This window comes from Thiomonas delicata, assembly GCF_900088825.1.
Lineage (GTDB): Bacteria > Pseudomonadota > Gammaproteobacteria > Burkholderiales > Burkholderiaceae_C > Thiomonas_A > Thiomonas_A delicata.
The window spans coordinates 660,398-679,125 of the sequence record NZ_LT592171.1; the positions used below are offsets into that span (position 1 = coordinate 660,398).

Sequence of the window (18,728 nt, forward strand, 5' to 3'; positions counted from 1 at the left end):
CCCGCGCCAGCTGCGGATGCAGACCGCTCGCACAGGCCGCTTTCCACAACGATGTCCGCCATGTTGATGCAAACCGAACCCACCTTGACCGAACTGGAAGACACGCGCGCCTTCCAGCGCCGCCACATCGGCCCGAGCGCAGCCGAGCAAGCGCATATGCTGCACGCGCTGGGCCAGCCCGATCTGGACGCCCTGCTGCGCGATGTCATCCCCGCGGACATCCGCCGCCGCAGCAGCTTCAGTCTGCCGGCTGCCTCGAGCGAGGCGCAGGCCTTGGCCGAGCTGCGTCGCATCGCCGCGCAAAACCGCGTGATGCGCAGTTTCATCGGCCAGGGCTATGCCAATGCCCACATGCCCGGCGTGATCCAGCGCAATGTGCTGGAGAACCCCGCCTGGTACACCGCCTACACGCCCTATCAACCCGAAATTAGCCAGGGCCGGCTGGAGGCGCTGATCAACTTCCAGACCATGGTGACGGACCTCACCGCGCTCGACGTGGCCAACGCGTCCATGCTGGACGAGGCCACGGCGGCGGCCGAGGCCATGACCCTCGCCCTGCGCGCCGGCAAGAGCGCGAGCCGCAGCATGTTCGTGGCCGACGACGTGCTGCCGCAAACCCTCGAAGTCATCCGTACCCGCGCCGCGCCGATCGGCGTGCAGGTGGTGGTGGGGCCGGCGGTGCAGGCCGCGCAGGCCGCGCAGGCGGACTATTTCGCCGTGCTGCTGCAATATCCCGGCGTGGACGGCGGCGTGCATGACCATCGGGCGCTGATTGCCGAGGTCAAGGCACGCGGCGGGCTGGTCATCATGGCAGCGGACATCCTGGCGCTGACCCTGCTGGTGCCGCCCGGCGAACTGGGGGCCGACATCGCGGTGGGCAATACCCAGCGCTTCGGCCTGCCTCTGGGCTTCGGCGGGCCGCACGCGGCCTATATGGCGGTGCGCGACGCGCTCAAGCGCCAGATGCCGGGGCGTCTGGTCGGCGTCAGCGTGGACACCCACGGCCAGCCGGCCTATCGCCTGGCACTGCAGACCCGCGAGCAGCATATCCGGCGCGAAAAGGCCACCAGCAATATCTGCACCGCACAGGTTCTGCCCGCCGTGCTCGCCAGCATGTACGCGGTGTACCACGGACCGCAGGGCCTGCGCCGCATTGCTCGGCGCGTGCACGCCTACACCGCCATTCTGGCCGATGCCTTGCAGGCGCAAGGCTGGGAACTGCAGCATGCGCGGTTCTTCGACACCCTCACCGTGCTGAGCGGCGCGCACACGGCGCGCCTGCACGCGGCGGCGGTGGATGCCGGCATCAATTTGCGCCGCGTGGACGACGCCCGCGTGGGCGTCACCCTGGATGAAACCGTCGACCGCAACGATCTGCTGGCCTTGCTCGGCGTCTTTGCCGATGCGCGCGGCGCGCTCAAGCCGAGTGGCAGCGTGTTCGACGCGTACGCCAAGGGCGTGTTGCCGCGCTACGCGGCCGAACTAGTGCGCACCAGCGGGTTCCTCACCCATCCGGTGTTCCATCGCTATCAAAGCGAAACCGAAATGCTGCGCTACCTGCGCCGCCTGGCGGACCGGGACATCGCGCTCGACCGCGCCATGATCCCGCTGGGTTCGTGCACCATGAAGCTCAACGCCACGAGCGAGATGGTTCCGATCACCTGGCCCGAATTCGCCGCCATCCACCCCTACGCCCCGGCCGACCAGACCCAGGGTTATGCGCACCTGGCCGCCGATCTGGAGCAATGGCTGGCGCAGGCCACCGGCTATGACGCGGTCAGTCTGCAACCCAACGCCGGCTCGCAGGGCGAATACGCCGGCCTGCTGGCGATCCACGCGTGGCATGCGAGCCGCGGCGACGCGCGTCGCGACGTGTGCCTGATCCCGTCTTCAGCGCACGGCACCAACCCGGCCTCGGCGCAGATGGCCGGCATGCAGGTGGTCGTGGTGGCTTGCGATGCGCAGGGCAGCGTGGACCTGGACGACTTGCGTGCCAAGGCGGCCCAGCACGCCGACCGGCTGGCCGCGTGCATGATCACCTATCCATCGACCCATGGCGTGTTCGAGCCGCGCGTGCGCGAGATCTGCGACGTCGTGCATGCGCACGGCGGCCAGGTCTATGTGGATGGCGCCAATATGAACGCCATGGTCGGCCTGGCCAGTCCGCCGGAGTTCGGCGCCGACGTTTCGCACCTGAACCTGCACAAGACGTTCTGCATCCCACACGGCGGCGGCGGCCCGGGCGTCGGGCCGGTGGCCGTGCGCGCACATCTCGCCCCCTTCCTCCCGGGCCACGCCGCCAGCGGCCGGGCCGGCGGTCCGGTCGGCGCGGTCAGCGCCGCCGCGCTGGGCAACGCCTCGGTGCTGCCGATCACCTGGATGTATATCCGCATGATGGGCGCGGACGGCCTCACGGCGGCCAGCGCCGTGTCGATCCTGGGCGCCAACTACCTGGCGAAACGGTTGGCGCCGTACTACCCGGTGCTGTACACCGGCGAAGGCGGTTTCGTGGCGCACGAGTGCATTCTGGATCTGCGCGGCCTGAAGGACGCGAGCGGCATCAGCAACGAAGATGTCGCCAAGCGCCTGATGGACTACGGCTTCCACGCGCCGACCATGAGTTTTCCGGTTCCCGGCACGCTGATGATCGAGCCGACCGAGAGCGAATCCCTGGCCGAGTTGGACCGTTTCGTCGAGGCCATGATCGCCATTCGCGCCGAGATCGGGCAGGTGGAGCAGGGAAGCTGGCCGCGCGAGGACAACCCGCTCAAGGCGGCACCGTTCACGGCCGCCGCGCTGCTGGGCGCCGACTGGCCTCATGCCTACAGCCGCGAGCAGGCGGCCTTTCCGGTTCCCGCGCTACGCGCGCACAAGTACTGGGTTCCGGTCGGCCGCATCGACAACGTCTGGGGCGACCGCAACCTGCAATGCGCCTGCATTCCGGTGGCCGCATATGCGCAGGAGCCCGAGGTCGCCTGAGCGCGTCAGGGCCGCGACGCGGTTTATCTCGCGTCGCGGCGCCAGTTGTCCCGGCCTTGAGCCAAGGCAAGCCGGTGTCGCTCTTGAGCCCTGCGGGGAACGCCGAACACAGGCATGCCAAGTGTCGGCATGTCGGCCGCACCGGTTCAGAACGCCGCGTGCGGCTCGAGTTTCAGGGCTTGGCTGCCGATGCCGCATGCGGCGCAGCCTGCAGCGCCCGCATGATGTCGTTGGCGTCCTCCTGGGCCGACGATGCGGCGCTCGGCGGGGCCGACGCGGCCTGTCCTCCCGCAGTGGGTGCGCCGAAATCCGGCGGGGCATCGGGTTTGTAGCTCTGGTCGTCTTCCGGCACGACGATCTGCACCTTGTCCAGGTCCACGGCTTTGCGATGGTCCAGCGTTCCGGTCACCAACCCCGGGAACGCGATGACCAAGGCAACCATCACGATCTGGATCAGCACGAAGGGCACGGCGCCCCAGTAGATTTGTCCGGTGGTGACCTTGGCGATCGGCTTCTTGGTGTCCCTGTCGATGTAATCGTCCTTGGGGGCCACGCTGCGCAGGTAGAACAGCGCGAAACCGAAGGGCGGGTGCATGAACGAGGTCTGCATGTTCACCGCCAGCAGCACGCCGAACCAGATCAGGTCGATGCCCAATTTTTCCGCGACCGGGCCGATCAGCGGAATGATGATGAACGACAGCTCGAAGAAGTCGAGGAAGAAAGCCAGCACGAAGATCAGGATGTTCACCACGATCAGGAAACCGAGCTGACCGCCGGGAAGATTGGTCAGCAGGTGCTCGACCCAAACCCTGCCGTCCAGCCCCTGGAAGACGAGGTTGAACACCGTGGAGCCGATCAGGATGAACATCACGAAGGTCGACAGCTTCGCCGTGGTGTTCAGGGCCTGGGTAAACAATTTGAAGTCCAGCCGCCGACGTGCCAGGGCCATGATCAGCGCGCCCATCGCACCCATCGCGCCGCCTTCGGTCGGCGTGGCGATGCCGAGGAAGATGGTTCCCAGCACCAGGAAGATGAGCAGCAGCGGCGGAATCAGGACGAAGGTGACCCGCTCGGCCATGCGCGACAGCAGGCCGAGGCGCAGCAGCTTGTTGACCAGCGCGATGGCCAGCGCGAACAGCACCGCGACCGAGAGCGAGACGACGATGGTTTCGTCCAGAGGCGCGCTCATGGGCTGCTTGTCGCGCCATGTCAGGAAGGCGTCATACCCGTGCGCCCAGCCGAATCCGAGTGCCACGCTGGCAGCGAACAGCAGGCCGAGCGAGCGCAACCCGGAAGAGCCGTCGGCCTCGCGGATGGTGCGCGCCTCGGCGGGCAGGGCGGGCGCCCACTGCGGCTTGAGCATGGTCACGGCAAAGATGTAGAGAACGTAAAGACCGGTGAGGACGAAGCCCGGTATGAACGCGCCCTTGTACATGTCGCCGACGCTGCGCCCGAGCTGGTCGGCCATCACGATGAGCACCAGCGATGGCGGAATGATCTGCGCCAGTGTCCCGGAGGCGGCGATCACGCCGCTGGCCGCGCGCCGGTCGTAGCCGTAGCGCAGCATGATGGGCAGCGAGATCAGCCCCATCGAGATGACCGAAGCCGCGACGACACCAGTGGTGGCGGCCAGCATCGCGCCGACCAGAATGACGGCGTAGGCCAGCCCTCCGCGGATGGGGCCGAACAGCTGGCCGATGGTGTCGAGCAGGTCCTCGGCCATGCCGCTGCGCTCGAGAATCAAGCCCATGAGCGTGAAAAACGGGATGGCCAGCAGCGTATCGTTTTGCATGATGCCGATGATGCGCAGCGGAATGGCCTCCAGCAGCGCCTGTGGCATGAGCTGGAGTTCGACGCCGATGAAACCGAACAGCAAGCCGCAGGCGGCCAGGCTGAACGCCACCGGAAAGCCGACGAGCAGGAACAGGACGAGGGCGCCGAACATGATCGGCGCGATATTGGCGGTCAAGAATTCCATGTCGCTCCCTCAGGCCTGTTTGCCGGCTTCGGCCAGTTCGCGTGCGGTTTTTTCGCGCATGAATTCGGCCAGTTCTTCTTCGGCGGTTTTCTCGCCCTTGCGCAGCGTGGGATCCGAGGCGATGCCCATCAGGAAGGCGATGCGCTTGATCATCTCGGACAGACCTTGCAAAGCCAGCAAGGAAAAGCCGATGGGAAGCAGCACATAGACGGGCCAGCGCAACAGGCCGCCGGCGTTGGACGACATTTCTCCCGAGGCGATGGCATTGGTCACGACCGGCAGCGAGAGCCATACGGCCATGAAGCAGAACGGCAACAGGAAGAACAGGATGCCGAGGATGTCGATCCAGATCTGCGCACGCTTGGACATGCGGCTGGAAATGACGTCGATGCGCACATGCTCGTTATGCAGGAAGGTGTAGCCGGCGCCAAGGAGAAAGACGCCAGCGAACAAATACCACTGGATTTCCAGCCAGGCGTTGGAGCTGTAGTCGAAAACCTTGCGCACGACGGCATTCCCGGCACTGATGAACACCGAGGCGAAGACGAGGGCAAATGTGAGCTTTCCGACCTTGTCGTTGATCCAGTCAACGAGGCGGGAAAAACTGAGCAGCGGATTCACGGAGTCTCCTTGTGACGAAAAACGCGCGAGCCGGTCATGGCAGCCCGCTTCGCATTGAGTTTTGTATCCCGAAGTATATGGATGTAACAAACAGGGGATGCGCGGGATAACCCCCGCGAACCCGTGTGTCCGAGGCAAAACACATTTGTGCGAAGCCCGGTCAAGGGCTTGTGTGAAGCCTTGCCGTCACGTTCCGACAAGGCTGCCGGAGCGCCGCCGCAAGCTCAGTCGAGCGTCACGCGCGCAGGGCCTTCTTGCATCTGCCCGATGACGCGGGCGTGGGCAAAGCCCTCGTCGCGGAAAATCTCCAGCACGGCCTCCACGCTGCCCGGTGCGCAACTCACCAGCAGACCACCGGACGTCTGGGGATCGGTGAACAGGGCTTGCGTGATCGGGTCGGGTTTGCGCAGATCGACATCCTGCCCATAGCTGGCCCAGTTGCGAGCCGAGGCGCCTGTGATCAGGCCTTGCGCGGCCAGTTCGCGCACATCGTCGAGCAGCGGGACGCTGGCGGCCTGAATCCGCGCCGACAGACCGGCGCCGCGGCACATTTCAAGGGCGTGGCCGAACAGGCCGAAGCCGGTGACATCGGTCATGGCATGCACACCCGGCAGTGCGGCAAGCAAGGGCCCGGGGGTATTGAGCTGCGTGGCGTTTTCGATCATGCGGCGGTAGCCGGGCGCATCCAATTTTTCTTTTTTGAGCGCTGCCGACAGCACGCCGACACCCAGGGGTTTGCCCAACACCAGGACATCGCCGGGACGCGCTTCGCGATTGCGTCGGATGTTTTGGGGATGGACGATGCCCATCACGGCCAGGCCGTAGATGGGTTCGATCGAATCGATCGAGTGTCCGCCGGCGACCGGGATGCCCGCGCGTGCGCAGGCATCCTGCCCGCCGCGCAGGATGGCGCCGATGGTTTCCAGCGGCAGCGTGTTGATCGGCATGCCCACCAGGGCCAGTGCCATGATGGGGCGCCCGCCCATGGCGTAGACGTCCGAAATCGCGTTGGTGGCGGCGATGGCGCCGAAGTCGTGGGGATCGTCGACGATGGGCATGAAAAAATCGGTCGTGGCGATCAGTGCCTGCTCGTCGTTGAGACGGTACACGGCGGCGTCATCGGAGGTTTCGATACCGACCAGCAGTTCGCTCGGCATCGGCCACAGAGGGCTCTGCTGCAGGATGGAGCTGAGCACGCCGGGTGCGATCTTGCAGCCACAGCCCCCACCATGCGAGAGCGACGTCAGGCGGGGGGCGGGGCCAGTAGCCGGAGTTGGGTTCATGCAGGTGGACATGGTTCGGGTTCGGGGTCGTGAATCGCAGACGCGGAGCGATGGGGAATGCGCCGTCGCAAGGCATCCTGCCTCAACGGTCCGCTGCGCAACATCAAGCCGCGGCCTGGGGCCAACTGCCGCAATGGTCGATAAAGCGCTGCAGCGGAGGCGAGAATACCTTGCGCTTCGCATGGATGCGGTACAACGTGCGGTTCAACGGCGGCAACGCCGCATCCACGCGCACCAACCGTCCGCTGTCGAGAAAGTCCTGCACGACGCGCAGGGGCAGGCAACTCACGCCGAGTTGCTCCGCCACGGCATGTTTGATGGCCTCGGAATTGCCTAAATGCATGGTGGAACCGAAGCGCTGGAGATGGGGCAGCAACAGGGCCTCCACGGTTTCGCGTGTGCCGGAACCCGGTTCGCGCAGGATCCAGCGCGCAGCCGCCAATTCGCCGCGCGAGGGCGGTCGCTGCGCCAGGGCATGGTCGGGGGCCGCGACGACCACGAGCAAATCGATCAGCCAGGGGTGGATTTCCAGTTCATCATGATGGCAGGCGCCTTCGATGAAACCGATGTCCGCCTCGTAGTTGGCCACGTTCTGGATGACATCCTGGGTGTTACGCACTTCCAGCTGGATTTGCGCCAACGGCCATTGCCGCTGGTAGGCGCCCAGCACCGCCGGCATGAGGTAGTTGCCGATGGTCGTACTTGCGCTGACGCGCAGGGCGGCGGCACCGTCGGCGAACAAGGTTTCAATTTCGCGGACCTGATCCAGCAAAGCCAATGCGCGCGGCAGCAGCAATCGTCCGCAGTCATTCAGCACGACGCGCTTGCCGACGCGGTCGAAGACCCGCGTGCCGAGCTGCGACTCCAGTTCGGCCAATGCCGCACTCACCGCCGACTGGGACAGGGCTAGGTTCCTGCCGGCTTCGGTCGTGCTGCCGCTTTGTGCGATGGCCACCATCACATCGAGTTGCCGCAAGGTTAGTCTCATCGATTTTTTATCTTGATGACTCTGTTTTTTGTGGCGAATTCGCTGAATTCTAGGGCGCCGGCCGCCGCGCCGGGGCGCCGATTCCCGGTGTTTGTTGAAACGCCGGAATCTTGAGTGGAACTCGGGGTTTTCCGCGGACTCTCAGTTCACGAGGCGCCACGGCTTCACGCAGGATAGGCAGGCGGTTCGAGGCTTGCCATGCGGAATGGCCCTATTGGTCGACGAATTTACTCGGGGTTGTGTTATAATTCCTACTGAATTCGTCGGGTATTGAGCGGGTGCGTTTCAGTTGACTTGGCGATTGCGACGGTCATCCGCTTTCCACTTGGAGAACACCATGAGACTGACGACGAAAGGACGATTTGCCGTAACGGCCATGATCGACGTGGCCATGCGCCAGCATCTGGGGCCCGTCACCCTGGCCAGCATCAGCCAGCGCCAGCATATTTCGCTCTCGTATCTCGAGCAGCTGTTCGGCAAGCTGCGGCGCCACGAGTTGGTGGAGTCGGTGCGAGGTCCGGGCGGCGGCTACAGCCTGGCGCGCAAGCCCGAGGAAATCAGCATCGCGGATGTCATCATCGCGGTGGACGAGCCGCTGGATGCCACCCAGTGCGGCGGCAAGGAGAACTGCCACGGCGAGGACGGCGAAGGCCGCTGCATGACCCATGATCTATGGGCCGCGCTCAACACCCGCATGGTCGAGTTCCTCGATTCGGTGAACCTGAAGACCATGGTGGACCAAAATCTTGCGCAGGGCGTGTCCATCGAGGAAGTGGCGGTGGTGCGCAAACCCGTGGCCCCCATGCCTGTCAGCAAACCGGTGAAGGTCAAAGCGCCGAATTCGGTGTTCAATCTGGCGCAGAACATGGGTTGATCGGGCGCGCCATCATCGTTTGTTGTTTGTTTCACGTTTTTGAATAGCCACGCCCGTATCGAGACTGAACCATGTCGACGACCCCGCATTTCCCCATTTACATGGACTATGGCGCCACGACGCCGGTTGATCCGCGCGTCGTGGATGCGATGATTCCCTGGCTGCGCGAGCATTTCGGCAACCCGGCGTCGCGCAGCCATGCCTGGGGCTGGGAAGCGGAGGATGCGGTCGAGAGAGCGCGCGCGCAAGTCGCCGATCTGGTGGGCGCCGACGCCAAGGAGTTGGTGTGGACCTCGGGTGCGACCGAATCCATCAATCTCGCGCTCAAGGGCGCAGCCCATTTCTACCAGGGGCGCGGCAAGCACATCGTCACGCTCAAGACCGAGCACAAAGCCGTGCTCGACACCTGCCGCGAGCTCGAGCGCCAGGGTTTCGAGGTCACCTACCTGGACGTGCAGCCCGATGGCCTGCTGGACCTCGACGCCCTCAAGGCCGCCTTGCGGCCGGACACCATCCTGGTGTCGGTGCTGCTGGTGAACAACGAGATCGGCGTGATCCAGGACGTGCAGAGCATCGGCGCCCTTTGCCGCGAGCGCGGCATCATTTTTCACGTGGATGCCGCGCAAGCCACCGGCAAGGTCACCATCGACCTGAAGAACTGGCCGGTCGATCTGATGAGCCTGGCGTCTCACAAGACCTACGGACCCAAGGGCATCGGCGCCCTGTTCGTGCGGCGCAAGCCGCGGGTGCGCATCGAGGCCCAGATGCATGGCGGCGGACACGAGCGCGGCATGCGTTCGGGCACTTTGCCGGTGCACCAGATCGTGGGCATGGGAGAGGCTTACCGCATCGCCAAGCTGGAGATGGGCACCGAAATCGAACGCATCCGCATGCTGCAGAGCAAATTGTTGCGAGGGTTGCAGGACATCGAGGAGGTCTACATCAACGGCGACCTCGAGCGCCGCGTGCCGCACAACGTCAACGCCAGCTTCAACTTCGTCGAGGGCGAGTCGCTGATCATGGCCATCAAGGGCATTGCGGTGTCCAGCGGCTCGGCCTGCACCTCGGCCAGCCTCGAGCCGTCCTATGTGCTGCGCGCGCTCGGCCGCAGCGACGAGTTGGCGCATTCCTCGCTGCGCATGACCATCGGGCGCTTCAGCACCGAGGACGACATCGACTATGCCGTCAAGCTGCTGAAGGAGAAGGTCGCCAAGCTGCGCGAACTCTCCCCGCTCTGGGAGATGCACCAGGAAGGCATCGACCTCAGCACCATTCAATGGGCGGCGCACTGACTCGTCAGCCCCAACCGGAGATCACCATGGCCTACAGCGAAAAAGTCATCGAGCATTACGAAAATCCCCGCAATGTCGGCGCCTTTCCCAAGGACGATCCGACCGTGGGCACCGGCATGGTCGGCGCCCCCGCCTGCGGCGACGTGATGAAGTTGCAGATCAAGGTCAACGCGCAGGGCATCATCGAGGATGCGCGCTTCAAGACGTACGGCTGCGGTTCGGCCATCGCATCGTCATCCCTCGTCACCGAGTGGGTCAAGGGCAAATCCCTGGACGATGCGCTGCAGATCCGTAATACCCAGATCGCCGAGGAGTTGGCGCTGCCTCCCGTGAAGATCCATTGCTCGATCCTGGCCGAGGACGCGATCAAGGCCGCGGTCAAGGATTACCAGTCGCGCATTGCTGGGGCCGCTGAAGTAGGCCACGAGCGCGTCAAAGCGGCCTGAGCGCGGGAGAGTTCATCATGCCCATCACCCTGACCGAAAACGCCGCGAAGCATGTGCAGAACTACCTGGCCCAGCGCGGCAAGGGCGTCGGCGTGCGCCTGGGCGTCAAGACCACGGGTTGTTCCGGTCTGGCGTATAAGCTGGAATACGCCGATGCCGCCGCGCCCGAGGACCAAGTGTTCGAAAGCCACGGCGTCAAGGTGCTGATCGATCCGAAGAGCCTGAGCTATCTCGACGGCACCGAACTCGATTTCGTGCGCGAAGGCCTGCAGCAGGGATTCAAGTTCAACAATCCCAACGAACGCGATCGCTGCGGCTGCGGCGAATCGTTCCGGGTTTGATGCGGGTCAGCGGACTGCCCCTAGCGCCGATCTTCGCCCATGCCCTTCCACGCACCGCTCGAAGCGCAAGGCCGCGTCGATTTCAGTCAAGACCATTTCACCCTGTTCGGACTGCCCGCGCGGTTCACGCTCGATACGGACGCGCTGACCCGGACCTGGCGGCAACTGCAGGCTGCCGTGCATCCGGACCGCTTCGTCAATGCCAGCCCCGCCGACAAGCGTTTGGCGATGCAGTGGTCGACCCAGGTCAACACCGCGTATCGCACACTCAAGGATGCGCAGCAGCGTGCCGCGTACCTGTGCGAATTGCGCGGCGTACCCATCGACGCGGAACGCAATACCGCCATGCCGACTGAATTCCTGATGCAGCAACTGCAGTGGCGTGAGCGGCTTGACGACGTGCGCGAGGCTGGGGACGCCGGCGCATTGCAGGCCATGGCGGACGAGGTCGAGCGCGCGCGCGATCAGACCTTGCTGCGATTGGCCACGCTGCTGGACCAGGCTCCGCGCGCAGGTCCAGAGGCTTCGGAACTGCCGTCGCAATCCACGCGGGACGCCGCGGCCCTGGTGCGCGTGCTGATGTTCATCGACAAGTTCAGGCAGGACCTCGCGTCCCCGCTTCCACGCTCAGGCTCCAACCTCAACGCTCCGGCAGCCTGAGGCTGCCGTCAACCGCGCGTCGCAACGCGCTTTTCGCTGCATGGCTTTGCTCCAAATCTCCGAACCGGGCCAGTCCCCCGATCCGCATCAACGCCGCGTGGCCGTGGGTATCGATCTCGGGACCACCCATTCCCTCGTCGCCGTCGTGCGCAGCGGCGTGGCCGAATGCCTGCCCGATGCCGCGGGCCGCGTGTTGCTTCCCTCCGTGGTGCGATACGGGCCTGATGGCCCGCCCGTGGTCGGCTGGGACGCGCTGGCCTTGCGTGACGACGACCCGTGCAACACCATCGCTTCGGCCAAGCGGCTGATGGGACGCGAACTTGCCGATCTCGATGCGGGCTTGCATCTGCCCTATGTCTTCGATGACCGGCCCGGCCTGCTCGCCATCCAGACCTTGCAGGGCGCCAAGACCCCGGTGGAGGTTTCGGCAGACATCCTGCGCGCCCTGAGAGCGCGCGCCGAGGCCACGCTCGGGACCGATCTGGCCGGCGCGGTGATCACCGTTCCGGCGTATTTCGACGACGCGCAGCGCCAGGCGACGAAGGATGCCGCGCGGCTGGCTGGCCTCAACGTGCTGCGACTGATCAACGAGCCGACCGCGGCGGCGATGGCCTACGGCCTGGACCAGGCCGCCGAGGGCGTGTACGCGGTGTACGACCTGGGTGGCGGTACGTTCGACGTGTCGGTCCTGCGCCTGACCAAGGGCGTGTTCGAGGTCATGGCCACGGGCGGTGACACCGCCCTCGGCGGCGACGACTACGACGCCTTGGTGGCCGCCGAACTGGCGGGGCGTGGCGGCCTGGCCGGACTCGATGCCAGGGCGCGCAGTGCGCTGCAGCGCGTGGCCCGTGCGGCCAAGGAGCGACTCAGCGTCCAGCCCGAAGTGCGGGTGCTGGCCGATTTGCCGGGCGGCCAACGCATCGACCAGACGCTGACCCGGGACGAATTCGCCCAGTGCACCGCCGAACTGACCCGGCGCACCATCATCTTGCTGCGGCAGGTGCTGCGCGATGCGCAGATTTCGTGCGACGCCGTTTCCGGCATCGTGCTGGTGGGCGGCTCCACGCGCATGCCCGTGGTGCGCGAGGCGGTGCGGGAATTTTTTGGCCGCCCGCCCCTGGTGAACCTCGATCCGGACGAAGTGGTCGCCATCGGCGCCGCGCGCCAGGCGCACGCGCTTGCCGGCAACCACGACGATGACGACCCGCTGCTGCTCGACGTGATTCCGCTTTCCCTCGGCTTGGAGACCATGGGCGGCCTGGTGGAGCGCATCATCCCGCGCAACACGACCATCCCGACGGCGCGGGCGCAGGAGTTCACCACCTTCAAGGACGGGCAGACCGCCATGTCCATCCATGTCGTGCAGGGCGAGCGCGAACTGGTGGCCGATTGCCGCTCCCTGGCGCGTTTCGAGCTGCGCGGCATACCCCCCATGACGGCCGGGGCGGCCCGCGTGCTGGTCACGTTCCAGGTGGACGCCGATGGCTTGCTGGAAGTGAGCGCCCGCGAGCAAAGCACGGGCGTGGCGGCCCAAGTGGAAGTGAAGCCGAGCTATGGCTTGTCAGATGCGCAGATCGCCGAAATGCTGCAGTCCGGCTTCGCCGCGGCGGATGTTGATGCGCAACAACGCGTCCTGCATGAAGAGCGCGTGGACGCCGAGCGCCTGCTCGACGCGACCCGTCACGCGATGCAGGCGGATTCCGATCTGCTGACGAAACCGGACATCGATGCCATTCACGCCGCGATGGCTGATTTGGCGCAGAAAATGAACGATACCGACCACCTGGCGATTCGCGCGGCCGCCGAGCACCTGGCGCGTGTGACCGAGGCCTTCGCCGCGCAGCGCATGAATCGCAGCATTCAACGCGCGCTGGCCGGGCGCAGCGTCAGCAGCCTGATGGCGGAGGCTCCGGCGGCAGATCCCATCATCCCCACCGAGTCCTGAGTCATGCCCGTGATCACCATCCTGCCGCACCATGAGTACTGCCCGCAAGGCGCCACCGTCGAGGCCGAGCGCGGCACGTCCATCTGCGAGGCCCTGCTCGAGCACGACATCCCCATCGAGCATGCCTGCGAATTGTCCTGCGCCTGCACCACCTGCCATGTCATCGTGCGCAAGGGCTACGGATCGCTGGGCGATCCCGACGAAAGCGAGGAAGACCTGCTCGACCGCGCTTGGGGCCTGGAACCCACGTCGCGCCTGTCCTGCCAGGCCATCCTGAGCGACCAGGACGTGACCATCGAGATCCCGCGTTATTCCATCAACCACGCCAAGGAGTAAGCGGCTTCGGGAGATCTCGGCGGCGCCGGCTATTCGTCGGCGTCCGCGCTGGTGAGGTACCAGTCCTTGCCTGCCAGGCAAGCGGCGCCTTCCTGAGTCGTTGCCAGAATCACCGGCTGGCTGCAGGCGTCGCGCAGGCGCAGGCCGGCCTTGCTCAAGGCGCCCATGACCGCGTCGGGTCCTAGGCATTCCATCGAGATGCGTGCATAGCCCTGCCGTGCCGCCTCGCGCATCAAGGCGTGGAACAGGCGTGAAAGATTGCGCTGCCAGGGCGGGGCCGCAAGAAAATCCCGCACATACAGGGTTTCGCCCACGGGTTCGCACACGGCATAGCCGCGCAGCGCATCGGGACGTTCTGGAGAGACGCGGGCCGTGAGCGCAAACAGCCGGTAGTGGCGGGAGGGCTTTTGCACGAAGCGCCAGTGCAGAAAGGCGCGGTCGCGTGTGCCGATGACGGTGCGATCGGCAACTTGCTCGGCCCACAGCGCGTCGAATCGGTCGTCGGGCTGGCTCAGCCACCGCGTATCGTGTTTTTCCCGATCGAGCAGCGAGGGCCCGATCAGGCGCACCGCATGGAGGATGGTGTCCAGCGCGCCGCCGACAAGCCTGCGCAGCGCCCGGGGTAGCGCGGACGGAAGGTGGTCCGACGTGCGCAGCACGCAGACGTATCGTCCCAGATGGCCCATGACCGCAAACCCGGCGCGCTGGACCACCGGCAGCGACTTGGCGTTGGGGAAGCCATACAGCACGGGGTGGCTTGCGAGGCCTCGCGCAAGCACGGCACGCTGCAAGGTCAAGGCCGGGAAGAGTGTGCGGTGCTGGGCGTTGACCGCGAAGTCGCCCATCAGGCCGGCGGAGAGGGACGCGGCGCCGCAGCGCATGGCGCGAAACCCGATGCCCACGGTTCCCACCGGGGCATCGCTCTGCGCATGACGCAGGAGCAAGACCGTCGGCCGGCCTGCCGGATTGCCGCGATAGAACCACGCGAACTTGCCTTGCCTGCGCTCGGCGTGTCCCAGGTTCGAGGACCACAGGGCAATGATGTCGTGCGCGTCGGTGTCGAGGTCGGCCGGCTCGACGCGATAAGCTTCCTGCGCGGTCCTTGGCTCAGGCACGGATCGAGCCATTCCCGGATTTCCTGGCAAGCAGCACGCGGATCTGGCCTTGTGCGTCGCGCACGGCGTCGACGGTGTCGAAGCTTGCGCTTTTGTTCAGCAATTGCAGCATGGCGGGGCCCTGGCCCAGGCCGACCTCGATGCCGAGCCAGCCTCCCGCGCGCAGCACGGCCGGCGATTCGCGCATCAGGCGCATCAGGATGCCGACCCCGAACGGCCCGCCGTCGAAGGCCAGCGAGGGTTCGTGGCCGATGATTTCCGCAGGCATGCTGTCGAGTTTGCCCGCAGAGATATAGGGCGGGGCGGACACGATCATGTCGATGCGTCCGAGGAACTTCGCAATGCCGAAAAGGGCAAGCAGGTCGCCCGTGTACAGCTCGACGCGGTCGCCCAGGCCAAGCCTCTCGGTGTTCCTGCGCGCCAGCTCGACGGCGTCGGCCGCCAGGTCGGAGGCGTGGAGACGGGCGCGCGGTTCGGCATGCGCCAGCGCCAGCGCGAGATTGCCGCAACCGCAGCAGACGTCGATGGCATGCACGGTGCCGCAGGCATCGGCCAGCGTGCGCAGCTTCGCCAGCGCGGCGTTCCCGAGCATCTCGGTCTCGCGGCGTGGAATCAGCGCCTCGGGGCCTGCCAGCAGGTCCAGGCCCATGAAGCGCTGACGCCCGGTGAGGTAGGCCAGGGGAATGCCTTGCAGCCGGCGCGCGATGAGCGCATCGAGACGGGCGAGTTGCTCGGGCGAGGGCTCGGGCAGTTCCAGGCTTTGCGCCGCGGCGACCGAGAGAGGGTTGCCGGCGGCCAGATGCCACAGAGTCCGCAGCGCGGAGTCCGGCGTTTCCTCCGGCTTGTCGGGCAGGGTTTGCAAGGCTTGCGCGAGCAGGCGCAGCCGGCTGGCGAAGGCTGCCGCGGCTGCCGGCGACAGGTTCGGGGGGCCGGCTTCGGCCTGCTGCGCCAAGGGTTCGGGTCGGTTCACGCGCGCTCCAGGCTTGCTGTGTCCAGTGCGTCTTCCACGAGCTGCGGACGCATGTGCAGATAGCGCGTGCCGCGCCGCTTGGCCTCGATGTCGGCATAGATGCTGCCGGCCTGTTCCTCGCTCAGGCCAAGCGCTTGCGCCAGTTCGGCCGCCGGCCTCCGGTGGTTGTGGGCCCACAGCGCCAAGTCCATCTGCGCATAGGGCAGGGCGAAATAGAACTCGTCCTGCCCCTGCGGCAGGCTGTAGGTGTCGGTGGTGGGCGGAGCCGTGCAGACGGCATCGGGCAGACCGAGATGACGGGCCAGCGCGTACACCTGGGTTTTGTAGAGGTGGGCGATGGGTTTGATGTCCGCGGAGCCGTCACCGTTTTTGACGAAAAAGCCCTGGTCATATTCGAGGCGGTTGGGGGTTCCGAGCACGGCATAGTTGAGGCGATCGGCGTGAAAGTATTCCACGGTCTTGCGGATGCGCTGCTTGTAATTCGTGGCCGCGACGATTTGCAGATATTCGCGCAGCGCAAGCCGGGCACGCCGGGTGTCCCCATCCGGGCTTTGCACGACGAGTTCGAAGAAATGCACCTTGCCCGCCGCGCCCTCGGCGATGACGATCTTGTTCTTCCAGCCGTCGCCATAGGCCGGAAACAGCACCCGGATGGCGTCGTCGCGCCAGCGGTAGCAGCCGATGGCGGCGAGCGCAGGCGCAATGTTCTCAGTCTCGCAGCGGATGCCGAGTTGCGCCGCCACCTGCGCGCCGAGGTCGGCGCTCGCGGCGCTCGAATCCTGCTCGGGCATGAGCAGGCCCAGCACCTTGCCCGGTCCCAGGGCGCGCACGGCAAGCGCGGCGCAGACCGAGCTGTCCACCCCGCCCGACAGGCCGACCACCACGCCGCGCTTGTGCATGCCGGCCAAGCTGGCGCGCAGATGCCGGCCGATGCGCTCGACCTCGGCCGCGCAGTCCGTCTCGAACACCGCGAACGACAGCGGCGCGCAGGCCATGCCTGGGTCCGGGTGTGCCGGGGGGATCAGGCTGCCACCTTTTGCTTGGTCGCCACGTAGGCCTCGATGGCGTTGAGGCTGTCGAGGTTTTCGGGAACCATTTCGGCGTCGAGCACCTGAATGCCGAAGGTTTCCTCCAGGAACAGGATGAGTTCGAGGATGCCTGTGGAATCGACGATGTGCAGATCGAGCAGCGAGTCGGCGTCCGTGAACGGCGCGCCGCCCGAGCCCATGATGAAGTTGTCGTCGATGTAGCGCCGGATCTGATTCTTGATGGTTGACATGGACCTATTCCCCCGTTTGAGACTTGTGCAGGCCTGCTTTCCGAGGCGGCGGCCTCAGCGCAGCCCGGTCTTTTTGATCTTGCCGGTATCCGTTCTGGGCAGCTCGCCCACGAACTCCACGAGTTTCGGCGCCATGAAGCTCTCCATGCGCGCATGGCAATGCTTGATGACGTCGCGTTCGGTGTAGGCGCGGCCAGGCGCCAGGACGATGAAGGCCTTGACCGCCTGCCCGAGCAGGGCATCGTCCACGCCGACCACGGCCACCTCGATCACGCCGGGCAGCTCGTGCAGGATGTTCTCGACCTCGCGCGGGCTGACCTTTTCGCCGCGGCTCTTGATGATGTCGTCCTTGCGCGCCACGAAGTAAAGATAGCCTTCGGCGTCGGTGCGGAAGATGTCGCCCGAATACAGCACCATTTCGCCGGCGATGGGGCCGGGGCGCAGGCGCTCGGCGGTTTCGCGCGGTTTGTTCCAGTAGCCGCGCATCACATGGCTGCCGCGGATGACCAGTTCGCCGCTGCCGCCGTTGGGCAGGCGCTGGCCGGCCTCGTCCACCAGCCACACCTCTTCGTTGGGCATGCCGCGCCCCACGCTGGTGGGACGGATGTCGAGCTGATCGGGCGGAAGGTAGGTCACGCGCTTGCATTCGGTGAGGCCGTACATCGAGAACAGCTGCGCCTGCGGGAACAGGCTGCGGATACGGCGGATATGCGCCTCGGGCAGGGCGGCGGCCGTATTGGTGATCAGGCGCAGCCGGCGGAGGTCGAAGCTCGCGAGGTTGTCCAGCGCCATGAGCAGGGCGAACATGGTGGGCACGCCGGGGAAGACCGTGGCGCCTTCGCGCGCCATGGCCTCCAGCACCTTCACCGGGTAGGTGAAGGAGCGCTCCAGCATGACGGTGGCGCCAAGCTTGAAAGCCATCAGGACCTGGTAGAGGCCGTAGTCGAAGGCCAGGGGCAGGGCGCAGGCGATGACGTCGTCCTCGCGCAGCCCGAGGTACTGACTGACCGAGGCCTGGGCCGTGACCATATTGAGGTGGGTGAGCATCACCCCCTTGGGGTGCCCGGTGGACCCCGAGGTGTAGATGATGGCGGCCAGGTCCAGGTCGATGCAGGCGCTTTCCTCCAGCGGCATGGGGTCGGTTTCGAGCCATGGCGCCGGGTACGGCGTTTCCAGCGCGTACCGATGCTCCAGCGCGGTGTCGCCCCCCACTATCCAGCAGGTGTGCACGCTCTGGGCTTGCGCCAGCGCCTGGTGCGCCACGGCAGCCAGCGCAGTCTGGGTGATGAGGCCGCTGGCCTGCGCGTCGTTGAGCATATAGGCCAGCTTGTCGGCCTTGGTCAGGGTGTTGACGGGCATGAACACCGCGCCGACCTGCAGCACGGCGAAGATGGACGCGACCATCTCCTCGGAGTTGTCGAGGAACAGCGCGACGCGGTCGCCGCGGCGCACCCCGCGTTGCCGCAGGGCCTGGGCCAGCGCGCCGGCCTGGCGGGCAAGGTCGGCGTAGGTCGTGCGCCGACCTTCGCGCACCAGGGCCGTCTTGGTCGGCAAGCGATTCGCGGACGAGGTGAAGAAGTCGTGAAGCAGCACGGCAGTTGACAGGCGGATTTCAGATCGT

At 66.0% G+C, this 18,728-nt stretch carries 17 protein-coding genes; 8 read left to right on the forward strand and 9 right to left on the reverse strand.

Annotated elements, in window-relative coordinates; translation table 11 throughout:
• The first annotated feature begins 51 nt into the window (after positions 1-51).
• The gene (gcvP, locus tag THIARS_RS12620) at positions 52-2,979 is read left to right on the forward strand and encodes an aminomethyl-transferring glycine dehydrogenase (protein WP_425444248.1); all 2,928 of its coding nucleotides are present in this window, start codon (positions 52-54) and stop codon (positions 2,977-2,979) included.
• Between the two features lie 172 nt (positions 2,980-3,151).
• Here gcvP and THIARS_RS12625 read toward each other — a convergent pair whose 3' ends face one another.
• The 4 genes from THIARS_RS12625 to THIARS_RS12640 form a co-directional block, all read right to left on the reverse strand.
• Positions 3,152-4,957 carry a TRAP transporter large permease gene (locus tag THIARS_RS12625; protein ID WP_094161240.1) on the reverse strand — a complete coding sequence of 602 codons (1,806 nt, stop codon included), beginning with the start codon at positions 4,955-4,957 and terminating at the stop codon, positions 3,152-3,154.
• A gap of 9 nt (positions 4,958-4,966) precedes the next feature.
• Complete coding sequence (locus THIARS_RS12630; RefSeq protein WP_094161241.1) at positions 4,967-5,578, reverse strand: TRAP transporter small permease subunit; 612 nt, start codon at positions 5,576-5,578, stop codon at positions 4,967-4,969.
• A 224-nt stretch (positions 5,579-5,802) separates the two neighbouring features.
• Entirely contained in the window at positions 5,803-6,861 is a 1,059-nt protein-coding gene (gene selD / locus THIARS_RS12635) for a selenide, water dikinase SelD (protein WP_094162127.1), read from the reverse strand.
• Positions 6,862-6,964: 103 nt separating this feature from the next.
• A complete protein-coding gene (locus THIARS_RS12640) occupies positions 6,965-7,849 on the reverse strand; it encodes a LysR family transcriptional regulator (RefSeq protein ID WP_094161242.1) in 885 nt (294 codons plus the stop codon).
• Positions 7,850-8,186: 337 nt separating this feature from the next.
• Here THIARS_RS12640 and iscR point away from each other — a divergent pair, with 337 nt between their 5' ends.
• The 7 genes from iscR to fdx all read left to right on the forward strand — a co-directional run bounded on the left by iscR (position 8,187) and on the right by fdx (position 13,743).
• Complete coding sequence (gene iscR / locus THIARS_RS12645) at positions 8,187-8,723, forward strand: Fe-S cluster assembly transcriptional regulator IscR (RefSeq protein WP_094162128.1); 537 nt, start codon at positions 8,187-8,189, stop codon at positions 8,721-8,723.
• A 71-nt stretch (positions 8,724-8,794) separates the two neighbouring features.
• Positions 8,795-10,015, forward strand: a complete 1,221-nt coding sequence (locus THIARS_RS12650) for an IscS subfamily cysteine desulfurase (RefSeq protein ID WP_094161243.1) — start codon at positions 8,795-8,797, stop codon at positions 10,013-10,015.
• Between the two features lie 26 nt (positions 10,016-10,041).
• Entirely contained in the window at positions 10,042-10,461 is a 420-nt protein-coding gene (iscU, locus tag THIARS_RS12655) for a Fe-S cluster assembly scaffold IscU (RefSeq protein WP_094162129.1), read from the forward strand.
• Positions 10,462-10,478: 17 nt separating this feature from the next.
• Positions 10,479-10,802 (forward strand): iron-sulfur cluster assembly protein IscA, encoded by a 324-nt coding sequence (gene iscA / locus THIARS_RS12660; protein ID WP_094161244.1) that lies wholly within the window; start codon positions 10,479-10,481, stop codon positions 10,800-10,802.
• A 39-nt stretch (positions 10,803-10,841) separates the two neighbouring features.
• The gene (gene hscB, locus THIARS_RS12665) at positions 10,842-11,462 is read left to right on the forward strand and encodes a Fe-S protein assembly co-chaperone HscB (protein ID WP_094161245.1); all 621 of its coding nucleotides are present in this window, start codon (positions 10,842-10,844) and stop codon (positions 11,460-11,462) included.
• Between the two features lie 40 nt (positions 11,463-11,502).
• Positions 11,503-13,407: a Fe-S protein assembly chaperone HscA gene (gene hscA, locus THIARS_RS12670; protein WP_094161246.1), complete on the forward strand. Its 1,905-nt coding sequence runs from the start codon at positions 11,503-11,505 to the stop codon at positions 13,405-13,407.
• Between the two features lie 3 nt (positions 13,408-13,410).
• Complete coding sequence (gene fdx / locus THIARS_RS12675) at positions 13,411-13,743, forward strand: ISC system 2Fe-2S type ferredoxin (protein ID WP_094161247.1); 333 nt, start codon at positions 13,411-13,413, stop codon at positions 13,741-13,743.
• A 29-nt stretch (positions 13,744-13,772) separates the two neighbouring features.
• Here the strand turns inward: fdx and THIARS_RS12680 are convergent, their stop codons facing one another.
• The 5 genes from THIARS_RS12680 to THIARS_RS12700 are packed head-to-tail and all read right to left on the reverse strand — an operon-like array spanning position 13,773 to position 18,700.
• Positions 13,773-14,870, reverse strand: a complete 1,098-nt coding sequence (locus THIARS_RS12680; RefSeq protein ID WP_141202411.1) for a GNAT family N-acetyltransferase — start codon at positions 14,868-14,870, stop codon at positions 13,773-13,775.
• Entirely contained in the window at positions 14,851-15,828 is a 978-nt protein-coding gene (locus THIARS_RS12685) for a HemK family protein methyltransferase (protein WP_094161249.1), read from the reverse strand. The genes THIARS_RS12680 and THIARS_RS12685 overlap by 20 nt, the downstream gene beginning before the upstream one ends.
• Positions 15,825-16,823, reverse strand: a complete 999-nt coding sequence (gene nadE / locus THIARS_RS12690) for an NAD(+) synthase (protein WP_094161250.1) — start codon at positions 16,821-16,823, stop codon at positions 15,825-15,827. Before nadE ends, THIARS_RS12685 begins: the two co-directional genes overlap by 4 nt.
• A 26-nt stretch (positions 16,824-16,849) precedes the next feature.
• Positions 16,850-17,107: an acyl carrier protein gene (locus tag THIARS_RS12695; RefSeq protein ID WP_094161251.1), complete on the reverse strand. Its 258-nt coding sequence runs from the start codon at positions 17,105-17,107 to the stop codon at positions 16,850-16,852.
• A gap of 54 nt (positions 17,108-17,161) precedes the next feature.
• Positions 17,162-18,700 carry a class I adenylate-forming enzyme family protein gene (locus THIARS_RS12700; protein WP_245845911.1) on the reverse strand — a complete coding sequence of 513 codons (1,539 nt, stop codon included), beginning with the start codon at positions 18,698-18,700 and terminating at the stop codon, positions 17,162-17,164.
• Positions 18,701-18,728 lie beyond the last annotated feature (28 nt).